A 21046-nucleotide genomic window follows, 5' to 3' on the forward strand; every position below is an offset into this window, starting at 1 on the left:
CAGACCAGGCTGCACTACATCATGACAACGTCGTATTTGTCCTGATTGTATAGCGGCTCGGTCTGCACTTTTATTTGCTTCGACACGAAAACTTCCAGCTCGGCCAGCATGTGGGATTCCTCTCCCATCAGCGCTTCCGCTACGGCTGGTGATGCGTACACAACGAACTTGTCAGCGTCATAGGCCCGGTTTACCCGAACAATTTCACGCATGATTTCAAAGCAAATGGTCTCCACCGTTTTCATTGAGCCACGTCCTTTGCACACCGGGCATTCACTGCACAGAATGTGCTCCAGGCTCTCGCGCGTCCGTTTGCGGGTCATTTCAATTAAACCCAGCGCGGTAAAACCGTGGATATTAATCTTTGCGCGGTCCTTACTTGTGGCTACTTCCAGACTATGTAAGACACGACGTTTATGGTCAGGTTCCGTCATATCGATAAAATCAATCAGGATCATGCCACCTAAGTTACGCAGCCGAAGCTGTCGTGCGATAGCCTGTGTCGCTTCTATGTTGGTGTTAAAAATGGTCTCTTCGAGATTGCGGTGTCCGACAAACGCGCCCGTGTTGATATCAATGGTCGTCATCGCTTCGGTCTGATCGATGATCAGATAGCCGCCCGATTTCAGGTCTACACGCCGCTCCAGCGCTCGCTGCGCCTCATTTTCAACATCATACAAATCAAAAATCGGACGCTCACCGGTGTAATACTCCAGTTTGCCGTTCATCTCCGGCACGTACTCCTTAGTGAACTGATGCAGCTCGTTGTAGGAAAGCTTCGAGTCAATCCGGATACGATCCAGTTCGGTGCCAACAAAATCACGCAACACGCGTCGTGCAAGCGGCAAATCTTCATACAGGACGTTTGATTTCTTGCGTTTCATACGTGACTGTATTTTGTCCCACAAGCGACGCAAAAACGCCGCATCCTGTGTCAGCTCAGCCTTACCAACGCCTTCTGCTGCAGTACGCAAAATAAACCCGCCGTTTTCATCGCAGAACTCCTGCACCAGTGATTTCAGGCGCTCACGTTCAGCCTCTTCCTCAATGCGCTGCGATACGCCTACATGACGGACACTGGGCATAAAAACCAGATAACGGGACGGAATAGTGATATCGGTTGTCAGTCTTGCGCCTTTGGTGCCGATCGGATCTTTTACCACCTGCACCACAATATCCTGACCGTCACGAACAAGTTCGCGAATGTCCTGCTTTTCGATGTGACTGGTGGACACTTCTTCCACCACCTCGTTATGAATAACGATGTCAGAGGCATGTAAAAACGCAGCTTTTTCCAGCCCGATATCCACAAAGGCGGCCTGCATGCCCGGCAGCACCCGACTGACTTTGCCACGATAGATATTACCGACCAGACCACGCTTGGTGTGGCGCTCAACATGAATTTCCTGAAGGATGCCATTTTCAATCAGCGCAACACGTGATTCAGACGGGGTCACATTGATTAACAGTTCACCACTCATGCTACCACTCCAAAAGCAGATAAAAGTTGTACAGTTTCATACAAGGGTAGTCCAACGACGGCACTCGCACTGCCATCAATCGCGATCACAAACTGGCCACCAATGCCCTGAATGGCATAGCTTCCGGCTTTATCCTGCGGTTCGCCGGTAGCCCAGTAGGCTGCCATCTGCTGTTCGGTCAGGGTGGCAAACTGCACCCGCGTGGTAATACATTCTGTCACCTGTCGCTCAGTACTTTTGACGCTGATGGCGGTGAGTACCTCGTGGGTTCTGCCTGACAGTGCGGATAAAATGCGAACGCTGTCGGCTTCATCAACCGGCTTGCCGAGACTGACACCGTCCAGCGCAATGAGCGTATCTGACGCAAGGATCACAGCATCATCTGCATTATCCAGTCGCGCAAAGGCCGCCTGGGCTTTTTGTGCTGCCAGACGTTCAACCTGCGTAAAAGGTGATTCGTCAGGCAATGCTGATTCATCGATATCTACCGGCATCACCGTGTGGGCAATGCCAAGCTGGGTTAACAGAGCGGTACGCCGTGGAGACGCGGAAGCCAGAATGAGCTTCGAAGACATGAACGAACTCCTTACGTAATGCGCGTTTGTCTGCGGACCTTACGCAGCATCCAGAATACCCATGGCCACAGCACCATAGACGAAAGAACTGGCCATAAGTAGCTGAATTGAAAATAAATATCAGTAAGCAGATGTTCCAGCCAGAACACCACAAGATGGTATAACGCGCTTAACAGACCAATGATGACAGCCTGCTGCCAGACCGAATAATTGCGCAGACGCTGATAATTTGCCGCCAGTACATAGACCGACAAGCCCAGTGCGAAACTGTGCACGCCCAGGGTAGTACCGAGCAGGATATCCATCGCTACCCCGGTGATAAACGCCACCCCTACGTTTACGCGGTGAGGCAGCGCCATCGTCCAGTACGCCAGCACAATCAACACCCAGTCGGGGCGGTACACGTCGACCTGAATAGGCAGCGGCATTATCTGCAGCACCAGTGCAATCAGAATACTGCCTGGAATAACGTAATGACGGGCGGACAGCATTAGCCGTTTTCCTCTTCGTCACCAACCGGTGCTTCGTCGGCATCGGCTGGCCATAACAACAACAGGTATTTAAGCCGGTTTAATCTGGCCAGCGGCTGCGCTTTAATGCGACTGAACGGCTGGCTCTCATCACGTATCACGCTGGTCACACGCGCTACCGGATAACCCTGAGGGTAGACATCGCCCAGCCCCGATGAAATCAGCACGTCGCCGGGCTGAATGTCGACACTGTGTGGCACATGTTCCAGGTAGAGTTCATTCAGCGACCCGCTGCCACTGGCAATAAAGCGGATGTTGTTTCGCAGTGAGCGCACCGGGATAGCATGGGTTACGTCGGCAATCAGCAGCACACGGCTGTTGGTGGTGCCGACTTCCATCACCTGACCAACAATGCCTTTATCATCGAGAACCGGTTGCGACAGATACACACCGTCGATGGCGCCTTTATTAATCACTATCTGCTGACTGTAGGGGTTGTTGTCCACGGCCATCAGTTCCGCAGCCATTTTGCGCATATCCGGGGCGACCGGCGCATCGAGCAGATGCCGCAGCTCTTCGTTTTCTTTCTTTAAGATCTCAAATCGCTGTAACCGCTCACTCATCATGACCACCTGATTGGTGAGCTTCTCGTTTTCAGCCAGTAACTCCTGCTGTGAGGTGAGTTGCTGGGCACTCTCACTGAGCATCACGCCCGGCAGGTTGGCCAGATACTGTAGCGGTGCCATTAACGAGTTGAGATAAACCCGCGTTGACTTGAAGCCATCGAGTTTGTGGTCGACAAATATCAGGATCAACGACAGGATCAGTGCCATTGTAAGCCGATTATTGAGCGACGGACCGCGGGTGAAAATGGTATCCATAATAGAAAGAAGGCAACCTGTTGGTTGCCTTATCCTGCTTATTCGTAGCTAAACAGGTCACCGCCGTGCAGGTCAATCATGTCGAAGGCTTTACCGCCTCCGCGCGCGACGCACGTAAGTGGATCATCGGCAATCACCACCGGGATCCCGGTTTCTTCCATCAGCAGGCGATCGAGGTCTTTCAGCAGCGCGCCACCGCCCGTCAGCACCATGCCGCGTTCAGAGATGTCTGACGCCAGTTCAGGCGGCGATTGCTCGAGTGCCACCATAACCGCAGACACAATACCGGTCAGCGGCTCCTGCAGGGCTTCGAGAATTTCATTAGAATTGAGCGTAAAGCCACGCGGTACACCTTCTGCAAGGTTACGGCCACGCACTTCAATTTCACGCACTTCTTCACCCGGGTAAGCAGCACCGATTTCGTGTTTAATGCGCTCAGCCGTCGCCTCACCAATCAGTGAGCCAAAGTTACGGCGAATGTAATTAATGATGGCTTCATCAAACTTGTCACCACCGATGCGAACAGACGAGGAATACACCACGCCGTTCAGTGAAATGATTGCTACCTCGGTGGTACCGCCACCGATATCGACCACCATCGAACCGGTTGCTTCAGACACAGGCAGACCCGCACCAATTGCAGCCGCCATGGGCTCGTCAATCAGATAGACTTCTCGTGCGCCGGCACCCAGTGCAGATTCTTTGATAGCCCGGCGTTCAACCTGCGTTGAGCCACACGGTACACACACCAGCACACGCGGGCTGGGGCGCAGGAAATTATTATCATGCACCTGTTTAATAAAATGCTGCAGCATTTTCTCTGTGACGTAAAAGTCTGCAATAACGCCGTCTTTCATCGGACGAATTGCACGAATATTGCCTGGCGTACGACCTAACATCCGTTTGGCTTCCGCACCAACAGCGGCAACACTCTTCGGACCGGATGCGCGTTCCTGACGGATCGCAACGACAGAGGGTTCATTCAGCACAATGCCCTGATCTTTCACATAGATCAGCGTGTTGGCTGTTCCGAGGTCGATGGACAGATCGTTAGAGAACATGCCTCGAAGCTTTTTAAACATGAAAAGTGTATTCCCGTTACTGTGCCAGCGCGTCAAGAGGGTGAGGACAAGCAGCGCCAGCGTGAAGTCAAGTACTAGCTTGACAGCTTATCAATGGGGGCATTTTTGGGCAAGTGGCGTGCACCGTATGTGGGCAAAAAACCTGATATTCCTGTTTTTTGTTGGCTCTGTTAGTCAGACCTGAGCGTTTCGGACCGGGTTATTGCGATCAGGCACCGTCTTCATGTTCCACCCGCCGCTCGTAAATGTAGTAATCAAAGTACGTTCCGCGGCTAAGGCGAAAACGACAATATGAGTCATCGGGTTTGCGGGCATCGGCTGAACCACCGTAAAACTCACCATGGATGCGAAATCCATCAATATCCATGGGCACCGACATCAGTGCTGACCACAGATCATCGCAACCGTCGCTGGTCGGCGTGACCAGTGGGATACCCGGTGCGGTCATCCTGACCGGTGTTCTCGCGACCTCTTTGCCCTTGTTGTTGTAATGCACCAGCATAATCATGTCTGGCTGTCCTTCCGCCTTCCATTGCCAGTAGGCGGTAGTTGCACTGGACTGGAAACGCTGTCCCATTTGTTTAAGCAGCGCGTCGTTGATATTTGGCTCTGAACTGTTGAACTGGATGATCAGCGTGACCATCACGGCGACAAACACACCAATCACGGTAACGTTGAAGTAAGCTTTATAGTTGCCTGACACTTGATTTCCCTTATCGGTAGACAATACGCTGACCTGCTTTCATCTGACACTGTTTACTATCCGCTAAACGGGCGACCTGGCTGTTCACGCATAGCACAGCCATCGCCAGTTATTACATCAGAGAAACATCACAAGTGCCAGTAGTCAAAAGCCGCAAATTCATGCTCTGCAGGCATTTTCAGGCATAAAAAAACCCCGCTGTTGCGGGGTTTTAGCGAAATATTGAATCCTAGAACGGGATATCATCATCAAAGTCAAAATCAGGCTCGGCCATCGGCGGCTGTGAGGACTGACCCGGGTTATTCTGCGGACGATTGCCGCCGCCCTGGTTTGGTGCCTGCTGGTAACCGCCACCCTGCTGGTTGCCATAGCCGCCCTGGTTAGACTGCGGACGTTGCTGGTAACCACCACCGGCATTTCCGCCTTCGTTGCGGCCGCCAAGCATTTGCATCTGGTCAACGATGATTTCTGTGGTGTAGCGATCCTGGCCTGACTGATCCTGCCATTTACGGGTTTGCAGTTTACCCTCAACGTAAATCTGTGACCCTTTTTTCAGGTACTCACCAGCAATTTCCGCCAGACGACGATACATGGTTAAACGGTGCCATTCGGTTCTTTCCTGCACCTGACCCTGCTGATCCTTCCAGCTTTCACTGGTTGCCAGACTCAGATTGGCAACAGCATTACCGTTAGGCATGTAACGAACCTCAGGATCATTACCCAGATTACCTACGAGAATGACCTTGTTCACGCCTCTGCTTGCCATCGATGTCTCCTGTATTTCTCGTTATGGACTGCCGGCATTTTTCCACCCGCAGTCTGTTTCATTCTGTCAGGCGGTGATGACATTATCGTCTCACCGCAGCTTGCAGCAGTATATCCCATTTCACACTGAGTAAGGATACTTTTCTGTGTTGCGCCTGCCACCTTAACACAGTCTTTGGCGCTTTGGCTGCCTGTTCACAATGCCAGCCAGTTTTCCCGCGGATTACCACCAGACCGTGTAAAATGCGATAAGAATAATCACCACCGCCACCGCGGCAAGATTAAACCCGCCGGTAGTAGAAAAGTTTACATCATCCAGCGCGACGGCTTTTTCATGATGACCTTTGCCTTCCAGCAGGGAAATGACCACAGCTACCGCCACACACAGCAAAAAGACCAGGCCGACACGGTCAATAAAGGGTAACCCGGGCCAGAACTTCCAGAGGATAAGACTCAGTACAAACGAACCCAGTGCCGCGCTCAGTCCGCCGTTCGGTGTCGTGCGTTTCCAGAACATGCCAAGGATAAACAGCGCACAAATGCCTGGTGTGAAGAAGCCGGTAAATTCCTGAATATACTGGAATGCCTGATCAAACTGCCCAAGCAACGGCTGCGCCGCAATCATTGCAATAACCAGCGCCGTCACACTGACTGTGCGTCCCACCGCAACATAGTGATGCTGCGATTTATCCGGATGCCGGTCTTTATAAATATCCATGGTAAAAATGGTTGATACGCTGTTTGTCATTGAGGCCAGCGACGACACAATAGCCGCTACCAGTGCAGCGAAGATCACGCCTTTGAGGCCGACCGGCATCAGCGTCATCAGTGACGGGTAGGCCTGGTCCGGCTTGGCCAGGTCGGGCACCAGCAACACGGCGGCAATTCCCGGCAGTACCACAATCAGAGGCATCAGCAGTTTCAGGAACGCGGCAAACGCAATACCTTTCTGTGCCTCGTGGACACTTTTCGCGGCCAGGGCGCGCTGAATGATGTACTGATTAAAGCCCCAGTACGACAGATTCATGATCCACATACCACCAATCAGTACCGACAAGCCGGGTAAATCCATGTAGTGCGGACTGTCTTTCGACAGGATCATGTCAAATTTTGACGGCAGTTGCTCGGTCAAACTGACAAAACCGCTCAACGGCCCCTGCCCGTCACCAATCAGATTGAGCGCGGTGTAAGACAGGAACAGCCCCCCTGCCACCAGCAGCACGACCTGAATGATGTCGGTCAGCGCCACGGCCTTGAGCCCGCCATACAGCGAATAAGCCAGCGAGAACAGACCGAGGAAAATCATGCCGTAGAGCATATCCACGCCTGCGATGGTGTGGATGGCAAGCGCCCCCAGCCAGAGCACAGCGGTCAGGTTAACGAACACATACACGCCCAGCCAGAATACCGCCATTACCTTGCGTACCCGATGGTCGTAACGTTCTTCGAGGAATTGCGGCATGGTATAAATTTTATGGCGCAGGAACACCGGCAAAAAGAACTTACCGACAATAATCAGGGTAATGGCGGCCATCCACTCATAAGAGGCAATCGCCAGTCCAATCTGATAGCCGGATCCTGACATACCGATAATCTGTTCGGCCGAGATATTAGCCGCAATCAAAGACGCACCAATCGCCCACCACGGCAGACTGGAACTGGCAAGAAAGTAATCGTTGGTATTTTTTTCGTGTCCCTGTTTTTCCCGTGACACCCACCAGGCGATGCCGATGAGCGCTATCACGTAAACAATGAAAACCGTGATATCAATGGTTTCTAGCTTCATGGTATGTCCTAACCTGTCTACTTACTGGAATGCAGGGCCAGCGATGACGTTATTATTATTCTGACATTGTTGTAGCCATATCCGTGGCAATGCAACAACTTTTTAACGTTGACGCAGGTGTAACACATTCATACCCTGTGAGTACAGACCGACGCTCCCCTGCGAAGTTATCCCCAGCGGGGTTAGCAATGGCTCACTTTTGATCCGAGCAGGCAGATCTGCGCGAAAACCAACCGTTTAACCCGCTTATCTGGTTGTTTGTCCGGATCTGTACAGGATCCGGCAAGTCCGCCAGATCCCTTAAATGCCCTGTGGTCTAACATACTATCAACAAAGTTATCCACAGGCTGTACAACTTAACGGTCGGTTGTCAGCGCACTGATGAAAGCCTGATAGGCCGCGATAGTGATATCGTATTTCATGGCCATCGCGTGGGTTGCTTCAGGCACCCGCACCAGTTGTTTAAATTCGCTGGGCGATTCCGCCAGCAAGCGCTCAGACGCGGCCACCGGCGTCATGTCGTCTTCCTCTCCTGCCAGAATAAGCAGTGGTCCCCGGTATGCGGCAATACACTCGCTGTTGTCGATAGTGTTGAGTTCTGGTGAGACACTGATACGTGTGAACAGCTTCGACCATACCGGAACCAGATTGTTGACCAGATCCGGCACAGAATCGATGGCGCCATCGAGCACCAGGCCGTCAACCTTCCGCTGACTGGCAACATACGGTGCTATCAGACTCCCCATAGAAACGCCGTGCAACAGTACCGGATTGTCGTTGTGGAAAACCTCTTTGGCATGATCAAAAACCAGTAATGCGTCTTCCTTGAGGGCGTCGATAGTAATGCGGCTGGCTTTTTCACTGGCCCCCATGCCCTGATAGTCAACAATCAGCACATTGGCAGGTAATTTACTGAAGCGATGCAAAAACTTGTTCGCTTTTGAAATGGTCATGCCGTTACCAGGATAAATCACAATGTTGGCGATGGCATCGGGATAAGAGAGGGCTATCCCACGAAGCAGAAGACCATGCGAGTTGACCAGCTTGACGCGGGTTATCCCCAGCAGGGTTTCATCCTGATTGGCTGATGCGTGCAGAGAGGTAGTATCAACAGGGGTCTGTTCGGCATCCTGACTGATGAAGGTCGAAGGGGTGACATTGATCGCACAGCCTGACAGGGCAACGCTTGCCACCAGCGCGGTTAACAGCAAAAAGCGGTGGAACATAAAACATCCTTGTGTTCTGGAGTCTGATGACTTTTTGTATCTGCTACCAGCCTAGAAACTCCCCCGTCCGGGGTAAAGCGTTTTTTTGTAACGTATTGTATAAACTAGCTTTTATTATTGCCTGTTTCATTCAGAATACGGCGCGCTATCGCCGCATCAAAGTCACTGTCGACCTTCAGATAGACCGCACCGGCATCCGCGTCGGCGGTCATGTCGATGACACCGGGCGAGGCTGACAATCGGGCAGCGAGGTTGCCGACCGCCTTGTCGGTAAAATCTGCCTGCATCATCACCCGCTTAACGCGACTGACTTCTTTCAGACCATTCAGCACAAACAGCCACACCAGGGTAGCCGCAACGCCTACGGCGTAGGCCATTTCCGGCGTCCAGATGTCGGTTACCAGTCCGGACAGTACACCGCCCATGAAGGCACCAAAAAACTGAAAGCTCGCGTAGATCCCCATTGCCGTGCCCTTCTGGCCCGCCGGCGCAATACTGGAGACCAGCGCAGGAAAGTTGGCTTCCAGATAATTAAACCCGGTGAAAAAGCACACGATTGCCACGGTAACCACCCACCAGTTGTGGTCATACACAGCGAGCATACCGAACGCCACTGCCAGCATAATCACACCCGTCATCAGCAGATGTTTAGGCGTTCGGCCGCGGGCAATACCCATCATCACTATCAGGCCAGCGACGGATACCGCCAGAACCGGTAAATACAGCGTCCAGTGGGTATCCAGCGCCATGTCAAAGTGCAGTAATGTCACCGGTAACTGCACAAACAGCAAGGTAATCATCATGTGTAAAATCATCACGCTGACATTCAGGCGCCACAACTGTGAGGATAACGCCAGACGGCGTACCTGGCCCTTTTGCGGCAGCGTGTCACCACTTGACAGAATTTCGCCCGTTGGCACCAGCCAGGTCACCATGGGCATACACGCCACCGCCAGCAGACCGGTGATCCAGAAAATGCCGGCCAGCCCCCATGACTCAGCAATGATAGGACCCAACAACACCGCAATATAGAATGAGAAGCCAATGGCAATGCCGATGATAGCCAGCACCTTGGCCCGTTGTGACTCGCGGCTGACATCGGTCGCCAGCGCCATAATCGCGCCTGCAATGGCGCCGGCGCCCTGCAAAATACGGCCAGCAATCAGCATCGCCAGCGAGTCTGCATTGGCGGCAACCAGGCTGCCAATCGCAAACACCAGCAGACCAGTGAGAATGACCGGTTTACGCCCCCAGCGGTCGGACATCATGCCCATGGGGATCTGCAATGCTGCCTGCGTTAGTCCGTATCCGCCCACGGCAATGCCCACCATCAGCGGTGAGTAGTCAGGATAATCCATGGCAGCGACGGCCAGAACCGGCATCACCATAAACAAACCGAGCATGCGTAAAACGTAAACCAGCGCCAGTGTCAGCGCAGCACGGACTTCGAGGGCGTTCAAATCGTACCTTTTTTGTCGTTACTTCAAGCGGCGCGAAGTGTACCACAAAATGTGCATCCGCCCACGCCTGAAAGCGGCGGTATGCAACAACATAAGACAGCCTGCGATGTGATCTGCGGCTCCGTCTGTCAGTATAACCTTAGTATCCAAGGTGCCACCCGCTGTGGCATACTCTCTCTTTTTATTTCACACAGGCTGACATGGATAAAATCGAAATACGGGGTGCCCGCACCCACAACCTGAAAAACATCGATTTAACGCTGCCACGTGACAAACTGGTGGTGATTACCGGCTTATCCGGATCAGGTAAGTCGTCGCTGGCGTTTGATACGCTGTATGCCGAAGGACAGCGGCGTTATGTAGAATCGCTGTCGGCGTATGCCAGACAGTTTTTATCCATGATGGAAAAGCCCGACGTGGACCACATCGAGGGGCTGTCACCGGCTATTTCCATCGAGCAGAAGTCTACGTCACACAACCCACGTTCGACAGTGGGTACCATTACCGAAATATACGATTACCTGCGTCTGTTGTTTGCCCGTGTTGGTACGCCACGCTGCCCTGACCATGACGTCCCACTGGACGCACAGACGATCAGTCAGATGGTCGACAAGGTGCTGGCGATGCCCGAAGGCAGCAAGCTGATGCTGCTGGCTCCCATTGTTAAAGAACGTAAAGGCGAGCACGTTAAAACACTGCAGCAGCTCGCTGCCCAGGGCTACATCCGCGCACGGATTGACGGCGAGGTTTGCGACCTGTCGGATCCGCCACCACTGGACCTTCATAAAAAGCACACCATTGAAGTGGTGGTTGACCGTTTCAAAGTGCGTGACGATATGGCACTGCGTCTGGCTGAGTCGTTTGAAACTGCGCTTGGTCTGGCGGGCGGCAACGCGCTGATTGCCGACATGGACGATCCCGATGCGGAAGAAATTGTGTTTTCGGCAAACTTTGCCTGCCCGCACTGTGGTTACAGCTTAAGCGAGCTTGAACCCCGCCTGTTCTCATTCAACAACCCGGCCGGGGCCTGTCCTACCTGCGATGGTCTCGGTACCCGCCAGTTTTTTGATCCCTCGCGAGTGGTGGGCAATGATGAAATCAGTTTGTCGGGTGGTGCTATTCGTGGCTGGGATAAACGCAGCTACTATTACTTCCAGATGCTACAGGCGGTAGCCGACCAGTACGGTTTCGATCTCAACAAGCCGTTTCGCGAACTGAGCGACGAGCACCGCGACGTGGTGCTATACGGCTCACGTGGTAAGTCACTGACATTTAAATATATTAATGAACGTGGCGACATCATGGAGCGCAAGCATCCGTTTGAGGGCATCATCCCGAACATGGAACGCCGCTACCGCGAAACCGAGAGTAATGCGGTGCGTGAAGAGCTCGCCAAGTACCTAAGCCAGCAGCCCTGCAACAGCTGTCACGGTTCACGGCTTCGGGTTGAGGCGCGTAATGTATTTATTGAGGACACCACACTGCCGCACATTGCGGATATGTCGATTGCCAACGCCTACGACTTTTTCGATTCCCTCAGTCTGGTGGGGCAGCGTGCACAAATTGCCGAGAAAATTCTCAAAGAAATTCTCGACCGCCTTCGCTTTCTGGTGAATGTTGGCCTCAACTATCTGACCCTGTCTCGCAGCGCCGATACGCTGTCTGGCGGTGAGGCTCAGCGTATTCGGCTTGCCAGCCAGATTGGTGCTGGCCTGGTTGGCGTAATGTACGTACTGGATGAGCCCTCAATTGGCCTGCACCAGCGTGATAACGAGCGTTTGCTGAATACGCTGACCCATCTGCGCGACCTGGGCAACACGGTGCTGGTTGTTGAGCACGACGAAGACGCCATCCGCGAAGCTGACTACATTGTCGATATTGGTCCGGGTGCGGGTGTGCACGGCGGCGAAATCATTGCCCAAGGCTCGCTCGAAGACATCCTCAAAAGTGAACGCTCACTTACAGGAAAATACCTGTCAGGAAAAGAAAACATTGATATTCCCGCGACACGTCATACGGCGGTTGACGACACCTGGCTGGTACTGGAGGGTGCTACCGGCAACAACCTCAAATCCGTCACGCTGAAAGTCCCGGTTGGCGTGATGACCTGTGTCACCGGGGTGTCCGGTTCAGGCAAGTCGACTCTGATTAACGATACCTTTTACAAAATTGCACACCGCGATCTGAACAAGGCTACGACCGGCGAGCCCGCACCGCATCAATCCATGTCCGGACTGGAGCATCTGGATAAGGTGGTGGATATCGACCAGAGTCCGATTGGACGCACGCCGCGTTCAAACCCGGCAACCTATGCCGGTATTTTCACGCCAATCCGTGAGCTGTTTGCGGGCACACAGGAGGCGCGTAGCCGGGGTTACAAGCCCGGACGTTTCAGCTTCAACGTAAAAGGCGGCCGCTGTGAGGCATGTCAGGGCGATGGTGTGATTAAAGTAGAAATGCACTTCCTCCCCGACGTATATGTACCCTGTGATATCTGTAAAGGAAAACGTTACAACCGTGAAACCCTGGATATCAAATACAAGGACAAGAACATTCACGAAGTGCTGGAAATGACCGTGGAAGACGCCAGAGCCTTCTTCGATCCGATACCGGCCATTGCACGCAAGCTGCAAACCCTGATTGATGTTGGCCTGTCTTACATCCGCTTAGGTCAGGCCGCCACAACACTGTCAGGCGGTGAAGCTCAGCGCGTGAAACTGGCGCGTGAATTGTCCAAACGGGATACCGGCAAAACCCTGTATATTCTGGATGAGCCGACAACCGGCCTGCATTTCCATGACATTAAACAGCTGCTGGCGGTACTGCATCGCCTGCGTGATCATGGCAATACCGTAGTGGTCATTGAGCATAACCTGGATGTCATTAAAACCGCAGACTGGATCGTCGACTTAGGTCCTGAAGGCGGCTCTGGCGGCGGCGAAATCATTGCCGAAGGAACACCGGAAGACATTGCCAGGAGCAAAGTCTCTCATACCGGCCGCTTCCTTAAACCCATGCTGGCCCGTCAGGGTTAAGCCACAGCCCATCTCGTCACCGGCCCGGGTGCCGGTGACGCCGCTAACTGCTGAAAAACCCTGACGCGCATGCTAGAGTGCGGGTTTGTCATAGAATAATCAAAAACAGAGCTCAGCATGACAACATCTGTCCCTTACGAAACCACCTTTGATGTGCGTTTTTACGAAACTGACGCCCTTGCGCATGTCAACAATACCGTGATCGCCGGCTGGTTTGAGTCAGCCCGTGAACCGATTTTCCGGGTCTTTTCACCCAGTCTGGATTTACAGAACTGGCCGCTGATCATTGCCAGCTACAAAATTGATTTTCTTGCCCAGATTTTTTACGGCAAGCCTGTGACCATCAAAAGCTATATCAGTCGGTTAGGCAAAAGCTCGCTGGATATTTATCAGGAGGTCTGGCAGGAAGGGAATCTGAGCGCCTCAGGCACAACAACCATGGTGCATTTTGACTACGCCACACAGCGTTCTGTGGTTATCCCTGACGATATCAGAGCGACGCTGATGGCGCATTTCAAAGAGGTTGGTGATGCAAAATAAACCACACGACTTCATCGCAGTGATTGATAATGTGCTGGAGCCGGCACTGTGTCAGCAAATTATCGACACTTTTGAACAAAGCCCGAATAAGACGCCAGGTCGTACCGGCGGTGGTGTCGACAAAGAGAAGAAAAACAGCGTCGATATTTCGTTCAGCGAGAAACCCGAGTTCAAAGACCAGTTTATGCAGGTGCTGCAAAAAACCGGTGAGCAAATGCTCAAATACATTGAGGAGCACTATTTCGCCCTGATTGGCCCGATTGGGCTGACCGTGAAGCATCCTGAAACGGGTGAACCTGTGAAACTGACCCAGGATAATTTTGAGGAAGCCGGTAAACCCAACCTGCCAAACCTGATGAACTATCTGTTTCGGATTGGTCAGGTCAATGTGCAGCGCTACACCGCTAACGAAGGCGGCTACCCCTACTGGCACTCTGAGGTTTATCCCCAGCCCCAGCATAACGAGGCGCTACACCGTATCCTGCTGTTTATGTTTTACCTGAATGACGTGGACGAAGGCGGCGAAACCGAGTTCTACTATCAGGGCCAGAGTGTGAAACCGAAAACCGGCCGCATGGTGATTGCGCCGGCTGGCTTTACCCACACCCACCGAGGGTGCGTACCGAAGTCGAATGACAAATACATTCTGACCTCGTGGCTGCTGTTTAACCGGGCGGAGAAGATATATACCCCAACATAAGTAATGATAAGTTAACCACGCATATCTTTAAGTGATACCCGAAGGAAAGCAAACTATAGACTTATTGCTAATACCCGCAAACACATTTAGCAGGTAACCTAATCAGGGGTATTGTTGGGTTAACATAACGTATCACCACAACCACTCTACCTTGCATCCACCAATGAGGTCATTATGCGAACATGGTTGTTCTTGGTAGTGCTGGGGGTGGTTTTTACAGTCACTACACCACTGTTGCCTGCCCAGACTCTGAAATTTGCCGCAATTGATTATTGCCCGTTCAGCTGTATTCCTGAAATGGAAAACGGAAAAGAGGGCTTTATGATTGAGGTATTAAGAGAAGCGTTCCCTCCCCCTTCATACACGCTGCGGTTTGATTTCTTGCCTTATGCGCGGGCCGTCGAATTAGTCAGAGGTGGGCTGTATGATGGTATAGTGGTTGTTGGCAAGGACTATGCGCCAGACCTGATTTATCCGGACAAGCCGACCGTGCTTCAACGCGTTATTTTTCTGACTAAAATCTCATTTGATTGGCGTTACACGGGACCAGGTTCACTGACCGACTTACAACTTGGTGTTGTAAAGGGCTATCATTATGTCGATGCGGATCTTGTAGACTATATCGCAATAAACCAATATGACAGCACCAAAATAAGAATAATTCATGGTGATGCTACAACGCATCGGGGCTTACAATTGCTCTTAAGTGGGAGGGTAAACGCATTTATCGAGGGTGAATACTCAGCAATGTATGAAGTTAAAAAACATCAGTTTGATAACAGAATTGCTATCGCTGGGTTTACTAAAAACGCGTTTGAAGATTACTCGGCATTTTCCCCTGCACTTGCTAATGCTGAAAACCTCGCCGTTACGTTGGATCAGGAAATATTACGAATGCAAATTAACGGCAAGTTACGTCTTATTATGGCCAGCTATGGCGTTAAAGCAGAACAAAACATTTTCAATTAAAACGGCGCTACCGCTTCGCCGGTCAGTCGGTATCCCACCGACGCGATATCACCACTCCAGCCTTCAGTCGACAGTACACCGGTAACCCAGATGGCATCGGACAAATTGGCTATCGACACGCCCTGTTCAAATTTCACGTACACAATCTGGTTCGACGGTGGTGGTGGCACATGGATACAGGCACCAAAATACGGCACCAGCAGAAACTCGGTGGTACGGTCCGCGGTGCCTTCCAGCGGCACAATGAAACCGGGAATTTTTACCCGCTGACCATTGTACTTTTCAACCACTGGTGCATTAGGCTGTAGCTGGGTCATTTTATTGTTGTGATCAAAGTCGCTGGGCGCCAGCTCGTTAAACCCTTCCGGCACCAGATCTTCCCAGTACACTTCTGCGGGTTCTTGTGCACTCGCCGTCATCGCCAATAACAGCGTCAGAAACAGCGATGCGATCTTTTTAAACATGGATAACATGACAGGCCTCTTTGATTTATGAGCAACTATGGCTGACGACTTTCAGGCGGGGCGGGAAGGCGGCAGTCTTGCCGAACCCTCTGCCGCAGGGATGCGGCAGCGGAGCCTCCAGGGATGGATTCACGGCGAGTGAGGAAAGACTGTTGCCTTCCCACCCCGCCGTTAGAGTCAATCAATCTGGCTTATTCGCCTTTTTCGAAGCGCTCAACGCTGGCAGTAATTTCGGCTTTAGCAGCGGCAGCATCGGCCCAGCCGTCTACTTTCACCCACTTGCCAGGCTCAAGATCTTTGTAGTGCTCAAAGAAATGCTCAATTTGCTTCAGCAGCAGTTCTGGCACATCTTCAATTTCTTTAACGCTGCGGTAAATGGTAGACAGTTTATCCACCGGTACGGCCAGTACCTTTGCGTCTTTACCCGACTCGTCAGTCATGTTCAGTACGCCAACCGGACGGCAGCGAATCACAGAACCAGCCAGCAGCGGGAACGGTGTTACCACCAGCACATCAACCGGATCACCGTCTTCAGACAGCGTGTTTGGCACGTAACCGTAGTTGGTTGGGTAGTGCATGCAGGTCGCCATGAAGCGGTCTACAAACATCGCACCGGTGTCTTTATCGACTTCGTACTTTACCGGATCAGAGTGTGCCGGGATTTCAATGATGACGTTCACTTCTTCTGGCAGGTTTTTTCCTGCTGGAACTGCGTTCAGGCTCATGATTCTTGTCCTATCAGGTTTGCGTTAATTTCAGTGGCGCTAAGTATACGGTGCATACCGCAAAATAAAAGCGTCTTACGACTGAAGTCGGCCGTTTTTATCAGCTTTTTTCATGCTCACGGTAATACTGCAGGCACGTTTCCACTTCTTCTTTCGAGCCCAGCAGCACAGGCACACGCTGATGAATTTCGGTTGGCATCACTTCCAGGATGCGTCCGTGACCGGTGTCCGCAAGGCCACCCGCCTGTTCCATCAGAAATGCCATCGGGTTAGCTTCGTACAGCAGGCGCAGCTTACCCGGCTTAGACGGGTTACGCTTATCGAACGGGTACATGAAAATACCGCCACGGCACAGCACACGATGAATATCGCCCACCATTGCCGCCACCCAGCGCATGTTAAAGTCTTTGCCCCGTGGACCCTCTTCACCAGCCAGCAGGTCGTTAATGTAGTTCTGTACCGGCGGCTCCCAGTGACGGGTATTCGACGCATTGATAGCAAATTCTGCGGTCTGCTCTGGTACGCGCACATTCGGATGGGTAACCAGGAAACCACCGTGGGTTTTATCCAGTGTATAAATATGAGTACCCCGCCCGGTGGTCAGGGCCAGCATGGTTGACGGACCATACAGCACATAGCCGGCTGCTACCATCTGCGTACCAGGCTGCAGGAATGCAGACGGATCGTTCGCGTCCATCCATTGCGGCGCGTGGGCGATAGAAAAGATGGTGCCAATCAGGCTGTTGATTTCGGTGTTAGACGAGCCGTCGAGCGGATCAAAGCTCACCAGGTACTTACCTTCAGGGTTACAGGCAACGACATCGTCTTCTTCCTCAGACGATATGGCTTTTACATAGCCCGACTCACTGAGGATATCTTTGAGGATCTGGTTGGAGATCACGTCCAGCTTTTTCTGGGTTTCACCCTGTACGTTTTCACTCAGGGTAGAGCCCAGAACACCGGCCAGTGCACCCTGACTGACACGGAATGAGATTTCCTTACAGCCCGCAAGCAGCGTTCTGATCAGCAAAATAAGTTCAAGCGGTGCGCCATCCTGTTGAAGCTGGGAGTTTAATCGTTTCATGTTAAAGCTACGCCTTAGTTGTGTAGGGTTTGGTCACAAAAGTGGCAACCGCCTGGCTAAATTGCAGCGCCATTGCCTTGTTATTGTTGTTCTGATTTTGCGACTGTTTTTATTTTAAATGCAGTGATTTGCTGTTAATCGCGTTAATTGTAACCATGAACGACGTTAAGTGAAATGAGTTATTCGAACATCGGACCGGTTCTGGTAGAGTAATTGTTCAATTTCACTTTACTGACGCGTTAACACATGCACGTTCATATCCTTGGCATCTGCGGTACGTTTATGGGTGGTATAGCGGCAATTGCCAAGTCACTTGGCCACACCGTAACCGGGTCTGATGCCAATGTTTATCCTCCCATGAGCACGCAGCTGGAAGCTCTGGGCATTACCCTGAGTCAGCTGGATGATCTGGCGCAGTTTTCACCTGAACCTGACATCGTGGTTATCGGCAATGCGCTTTCACGCGGCAACCCGGCGGTAGAATACGTGTTGTCCCGCAAATTGCCTTATACCAGCGGCCCTCAATGGCTGCAGGATAATCTGCTCAAAGATCGCTGGGTGCTGGCGGCAGCCGGTACCCATGGTAAAACCACCACGTCGTCAATGCTGGCCTGGATCCTGGAGCACGCAGGCCTTAACCCGGGCTTTCTGATTGGCGGGGTGCCTGAAAACTTTGGCATTTCAGCGCGTACCGGTGACAGCATGTTTTTTGTGATTGAGGCCGATGAATACGACTGCGCATTTTTCGATAAACGCTCCAAGTTCGTGCACTATCGCCCCGACACGCTGATCATCAACAACCTGGAATTTGATCACGCTGACATTTTTGCTGATTTAGCCGCCATCCAGACCCAGTTCCATCACCTGGTAAGAACGGTGCCGTCGACCGGGCTGATCTTGTCCCATGCAGGTGAAACGTCGGTGGAGGATACACTGGCCCGCGGCTGCTGGTCTGCGCAACAAAAATTGGGCGAGGCCTGGCGGGTTGTCCCGGTCAATCCGGACGGCAGCGCGTTTGAAGTATGGTTTAACGGTGAACTGGCCGGTACCGTGCGCTGGGATCTGAGTGGCGACCACAACGTTAACAATGCCATCATGGCAATTGCGGCTGCCCATCACGCTGGGGTCACTCTGCCTGACGCGATTGCCGCGCTGGCCGGGTTTAAAAATGTGAAGCGCCGCATGGAAGTAAAAGGCACCGTCAACGGCATCACACTGTACGACGACTTTGCCCACCATCCCACCGCTATTGCCACTACGCTTGCGGGTTTGCGGGCAAAAGTGGGCAACAGCCGGATTATCGCCGTACTGGAACCACGCTCGAATACCATGAAGATGGGGGTACACAAAGATACCCTGGCTGCATCCTGGCAGGCGGCTGATCACGTGTTTGTGTATGAACCGGCAGGTATGGACTGGTCACTCAGCGACGCCGCCACTGCTTCTGTGGTACCGGTTACCTGTCAGCAGAACGTTGAGGCGCTTGTCCGCGATGTTGCAGAGATCGCACAACCCGGCGATCACATACTGGTAATGAGTAATGGCGGGTTTGAAGGCATTCACAACCGCCTGCTGAACGCACTCAAAGGGGTTACCCATGAAACAGGATAAACGCATTACACTGGCCATCACCGGCGCTTCCGGTGCGCCCTACGCCATGACCTTGTTAAAAGCGCTGGTAAAGGCCGATTATCAGGTTTACGTACTGATGTCGTCCGCCGCGCGCGTGGTATTTGCTACCGAAGAAAATCTCAAGGTTCCGTCCCGCCCGGATGAGGCGTCAGCCTTCTTCAGCGCACATTGTCAGGCTAAGCCCGACCAGATCCGTGTCTTTGGTAAAGAGGAATGGTTTTCGCCGGTTGCCTCCGGCTCGGCGGCGCCCAGACAAATGGTCATTTGTCCGTGTTCAACCGGCACACTGTCGGCGGTTGCCGTTGGTGCCAGTGACAACCTGATTGAGCGCGCAGCCGACGTGGTTATTAAAGAGCGCGGACAGTTAATTCTGGTTCCCCGCGAGATGCCACTGTCTACCATACATCTTGAGAACATGCTGAGTCTGTCGCGCATGGGCGTCACCATTATGCCTGCCGCGCCGGGGTATTATCACAACCCGGTCAGCATCCAGGATCTGGTAGATTTTGTGGTAGCCCGCATTCTTGATCATCTCGGCGTCGACCAGTCACTGGTTGCCCGCTGGGGTTATGACACATCCAAACATTCAGAGGAAAACGAATGAACGCCACTGCAAAAGCGTTTGCAAAGAAACTGGCGGCCGTCACCCTGGGACTGAGCGTCAGCCTGGGTTACAGCCAGAGTGCCGCGGCCTGGGGACAAACCGGCCACCGTGTAACCGGCGCTATTGCCGATCAGTATTTAAGTCCGCTGGCACGCGCAGCGCTGATGGAGCTGCTGCCCGACAGCTCTCTGGCAGAGGCGTCGACCTATGCCGATGAAATGCGCTCTGACCCCAGTGAATTCTGGCAACGCACCGCGAATCCGTGGCACTACGTGACGGTGCCGGAAGGCAAGCACTATCACGAGGTTGGCGCGCCGGAAAAAGGCGATGCCGTCAGCGCCCTCACCCGGTTTACTGCAACACTGAAAGACAACAACGCAACGCTGGAAGAACAGCGCCTGGCACTGCGTTTTGTGGTCCATATCATTGGCGACCTGCACCAGCCGCTGCACGCCGGTAACGGCACAGACCGTGGCGGTAACGATGTAAAAGTGCGTTTTTTCTGGCAGGACTCCAACCTGCATCGGGTCTGGGACACGCAAATGCTGGAACAGCGAGACCTGTCCTACACCGAATGGACACAGTGGCTGACGCAAAAAATCAGTGCCGACGATATCAGAGCATGGAACAGTACCGACCCGGAAACCTGGATTACAGAAAGCACGGTGCTGCGTGACACCCTGTACCCGCAGGATGCCAACAATATGGCGTACGATTATCTCTACAACTATCTGCCTGCTGCTACTGAACGCCTGCAGATGGCCGGCATTCGTATGGCACTGTACCTGAATGAGGTGTTCGAGGAAGCGAACAAGCGCGATTAAGGCTGAATTAGTCAGCGCCCGCAACGCGCCCTGAATGGGT

Annotated in this window: 20 protein-coding genes; 7 read left to right on the top strand and 13 right to left on the bottom strand. The window is 52.7% G+C overall.

Annotated elements, in window-relative coordinates; all coding sequences use genetic code 11:
* Positions 1 to 14: 14 nt before the first annotated feature.
* From rng to AB1N33_RS07175, 10 genes are all read right to left on the bottom strand, one after another.
* Positions 15 to 1481 carry a ribonuclease G gene (rng, locus tag AB1N33_RS07130; protein ID WP_411270858.1) on the bottom strand — a complete coding sequence of 489 codons (1467 nt, stop codon included), beginning with the start codon at positions 1479 to 1481 and terminating at the stop codon, positions 15 to 17.
* On the bottom strand, positions 1478 to 2056 hold the full coding sequence (locus AB1N33_RS07135; RefSeq protein ID WP_411270859.1) for a Maf family protein: 579 nt from the start codon (positions 2054 to 2056) through the stop codon (positions 1478 to 1480). Before AB1N33_RS07135 ends, rng begins: the two co-directional genes overlap by 4 nt.
* 11 nt (positions 2057 to 2067) lie before the next feature.
* Positions 2068 to 2547, bottom strand: a complete 480-nt coding sequence (gene mreD, locus AB1N33_RS07140) for a rod shape-determining protein MreD (protein WP_411270860.1) — start codon at positions 2545 to 2547, stop codon at positions 2068 to 2070.
* A complete protein-coding gene (gene mreC, locus AB1N33_RS07145) occupies positions 2547 to 3407 on the bottom strand; it encodes a rod shape-determining protein MreC (RefSeq protein ID WP_411270861.1) in 861 nt (286 codons plus the stop codon). Before mreC ends, mreD begins: the two co-directional genes overlap by 1 nt.
* Before the next feature lie 38 nt (positions 3408 to 3445).
* On the bottom strand, positions 3446 to 4489 hold the full coding sequence (locus tag AB1N33_RS07150; RefSeq protein WP_189405393.1) for a rod shape-determining protein: 1044 nt from the start codon (positions 4487 to 4489) through the stop codon (positions 3446 to 3448).
* Between the two features lie 208 nt (positions 4490 to 4697).
* Positions 4698 to 5192 (bottom strand): hypothetical protein, encoded by a 495-nt coding sequence (locus tag AB1N33_RS07155; protein ID WP_411270862.1) that lies wholly within the window; start codon positions 5190 to 5192, stop codon positions 4698 to 4700.
* 229 nt (positions 5193 to 5421) lie between these two features.
* Positions 5422 to 5958, bottom strand: coding sequence for a single-stranded DNA-binding protein (gene ssb, locus AB1N33_RS07160; RefSeq protein WP_411270863.1), 537 nt, complete (start codon positions 5956 to 5958; stop codon positions 5422 to 5424).
* A 222-nt stretch (positions 5959 to 6180) separates the two neighbouring features.
* Entirely contained in the window at positions 6181 to 7743 is a 1563-nt protein-coding gene (locus AB1N33_RS07165) for a sodium/sugar symporter (RefSeq protein ID WP_411270864.1), read from the bottom strand.
* A 356-nt stretch (positions 7744 to 8099) separates the two neighbouring features.
* On the bottom strand, positions 8100 to 8969 hold the full coding sequence (locus tag AB1N33_RS07170) for an alpha/beta hydrolase (RefSeq protein WP_411270865.1): 870 nt from the start codon (positions 8967 to 8969) through the stop codon (positions 8100 to 8102).
* A 104-nt stretch (positions 8970 to 9073) separates the two neighbouring features.
* Positions 9074 to 10429, bottom strand: coding sequence for an MFS transporter (locus tag AB1N33_RS07175; protein WP_411270866.1), 1356 nt, complete (start codon positions 10427 to 10429; stop codon positions 9074 to 9076).
* A 200-nt stretch (positions 10430 to 10629) separates the two neighbouring features.
* Between AB1N33_RS07175 and uvrA the strand changes: the two genes are divergently transcribed.
* The 4 genes from uvrA to AB1N33_RS07195 all read left to right on the top strand — a co-directional run bounded on the left by uvrA (position 10630) and on the right by AB1N33_RS07195 (position 15673).
* Positions 10630 to 13464 carry an excinuclease ABC subunit UvrA gene (uvrA, locus tag AB1N33_RS07180; RefSeq protein ID WP_411270867.1) on the top strand — a complete coding sequence of 945 codons (2835 nt, stop codon included), beginning with the start codon at positions 10630 to 10632 and terminating at the stop codon, positions 13462 to 13464.
* Positions 13465 to 13581: 117 nt separating this feature from the next.
* Entirely contained in the window at positions 13582 to 14004 is a 423-nt protein-coding gene (locus AB1N33_RS07185; RefSeq protein WP_411270868.1) for an acyl-CoA thioesterase, read from the top strand.
* Complete coding sequence (locus tag AB1N33_RS07190) at positions 13994 to 14704, top strand: 2OG-Fe(II) oxygenase (protein ID WP_411270869.1); 711 nt, start codon at positions 13994 to 13996, stop codon at positions 14702 to 14704. Before AB1N33_RS07185 ends, AB1N33_RS07190 begins: the two co-directional genes overlap by 11 nt.
* A gap of 174 nt (positions 14705 to 14878) precedes the next feature.
* A complete protein-coding gene (locus tag AB1N33_RS07195) occupies positions 14879 to 15673 on the top strand; it encodes a transporter substrate-binding domain-containing protein (RefSeq protein ID WP_411270870.1) in 795 nt (264 codons plus the stop codon).
* Here the strand turns inward: AB1N33_RS07195 and AB1N33_RS07200 are convergent.
* The 3 genes from AB1N33_RS07200 to AB1N33_RS07210 all read right to left on the bottom strand — a co-directional run bounded on the left by AB1N33_RS07200 (position 15670) and on the right by AB1N33_RS07210 (position 17946).
* Positions 15670 to 16146: a DUF3299 domain-containing protein gene (locus AB1N33_RS07200; protein WP_411270871.1), complete on the bottom strand. Its 477-nt coding sequence runs from the start codon at positions 16144 to 16146 to the stop codon at positions 15670 to 15672. The two genes, AB1N33_RS07195 and AB1N33_RS07200, sit on opposite strands and share 4 nt — an antisense overlap.
* 182 nt (positions 16147 to 16328) lie before the next feature.
* Positions 16329 to 16862, bottom strand: a complete 534-nt coding sequence (ppa, locus tag AB1N33_RS07205; protein ID WP_411270872.1) for an inorganic diphosphatase — start codon at positions 16860 to 16862, stop codon at positions 16329 to 16331.
* Positions 16863 to 16962: 100 nt separating this feature from the next.
* Entirely contained in the window at positions 16963 to 17946 is a 984-nt protein-coding gene (locus tag AB1N33_RS07210; protein ID WP_411270873.1) for a class 1 fructose-bisphosphatase, read from the bottom strand.
* 246 nt (positions 17947 to 18192) lie between these two features.
* On the opposite strand from AB1N33_RS07210, the gene mpl reads away from it, so the two are divergent.
* The 3 genes from mpl to AB1N33_RS07225 are packed head-to-tail and all read left to right on the top strand — an operon-like array spanning position 18193 to position 21006.
* Entirely contained in the window at positions 18193 to 19557 is a 1365-nt protein-coding gene (mpl, locus tag AB1N33_RS07215; protein ID WP_411270874.1) for a UDP-N-acetylmuramate:L-alanyl-gamma-D-glutamyl-meso-diaminopimelate ligase, read from the top strand.
* Positions 19544 to 20182 (top strand): flavin prenyltransferase UbiX, encoded by a 639-nt coding sequence (locus AB1N33_RS07220; protein WP_411270875.1) that lies wholly within the window; start codon positions 19544 to 19546, stop codon positions 20180 to 20182. The genes mpl and AB1N33_RS07220 overlap by 14 nt, the downstream gene beginning before the upstream one ends.
* Positions 20179 to 21006, top strand: a complete 828-nt coding sequence (locus AB1N33_RS07225; protein WP_411270876.1) for a S1/P1 nuclease — start codon at positions 20179 to 20181, stop codon at positions 21004 to 21006. The genes AB1N33_RS07220 and AB1N33_RS07225 overlap by 4 nt, the downstream gene beginning before the upstream one ends.
* The last annotated feature ends 40 nt before the right edge of the window (positions 21007 to 21046 follow it).

The organism is Alteromonas nitratireducens, from assembly GCF_040812025.1.
GTDB lineage: Bacteria > Pseudomonadota > Gammaproteobacteria > Enterobacterales > Alteromonadaceae > Alteromonas > Alteromonas nitratireducens.

Coding starts and splice junctions, on each gene's coding strand:
- AB1N33_RS07190 (WP_411270869.1), top strand. CDS start 13,994: ATGCAAAATAAACCACACGACTTCATCGCAGTGATTGATAATGTGCTG.
- AB1N33_RS07150 (WP_189405393.1), bottom strand. CDS start 4,489: ATGTTTAAAAAGCTTCGAGGCATGTTCTCTAACGATCTGTCCATCGAC.
- uvrA (WP_411270867.1), top strand. CDS start 10,630: ATGGATAAAATCGAAATACGGGGTGCCCGCACCCACAACCTGAAAAAC.
- AB1N33_RS07225 (WP_411270876.1), top strand. CDS start 20,179: ATGAACGCCACTGCAAAAGCGTTTGCAAAGAAACTGGCGGCCGTCACC.
- AB1N33_RS07195 (WP_411270870.1), top strand. CDS start 14,879: ATGCGAACATGGTTGTTCTTGGTAGTGCTGGGGGTGGTTTTTACAGTC.
- ppa (WP_411270872.1), bottom strand. CDS start 16,862: ATGAGCCTGAACGCAGTTCCAGCAGGAAAAAACCTGCCAGAAGAAGTG.
- AB1N33_RS07170 (WP_411270865.1), bottom strand. CDS start 8,969: ATGTTCCACCGCTTTTTGCTGTTAACCGCGCTGGTGGCAAGCGTTGCC.
- AB1N33_RS07200 (WP_411270871.1), bottom strand. CDS start 16,146: ATGTTATCCATGTTTAAAAAGATCGCATCGCTGTTTCTGACGCTGTTA.
- AB1N33_RS07210 (WP_411270873.1), bottom strand. CDS start 17,946: ATGAAACGATTAAACTCCCAGCTTCAACAGGATGGCGCACCGCTTGAA.
- mreC (WP_411270861.1), bottom strand. CDS start 3,407: ATGGATACCATTTTCACCCGCGGTCCGTCGCTCAATAATCGGCTTACA.
- rng (WP_411270858.1), bottom strand. CDS start 1,481: ATGAGTGGTGAACTGTTAATCAATGTGACCCCGTCTGAATCACGTGTT.
- ssb (WP_411270863.1), bottom strand. CDS start 5,958: ATGGCAAGCAGAGGCGTGAACAAGGTCATTCTCGTAGGTAATCTGGGT.
- AB1N33_RS07220 (WP_411270875.1), top strand. CDS start 19,544: ATGAAACAGGATAAACGCATTACACTGGCCATCACCGGCGCTTCCGGT.
- AB1N33_RS07165 (WP_411270864.1), bottom strand. CDS start 7,743: ATGAAGCTAGAAACCATTGATATCACGGTTTTCATTGTTTACGTGATA.
- AB1N33_RS07135 (WP_411270859.1), bottom strand. CDS start 2,056: ATGTCTTCGAAGCTCATTCTGGCTTCCGCGTCTCCACGGCGTACCGCT.
- mreD (WP_411270860.1), bottom strand. CDS start 2,547: ATGCTGTCCGCCCGTCATTACGTTATTCCAGGCAGTATTCTGATTGCA.
- mpl (WP_411270874.1), top strand. CDS start 18,193: ATGCACGTTCATATCCTTGGCATCTGCGGTACGTTTATGGGTGGTATA.
- AB1N33_RS07185 (WP_411270868.1), top strand. CDS start 13,582: ATGACAACATCTGTCCCTTACGAAACCACCTTTGATGTGCGTTTTTAC.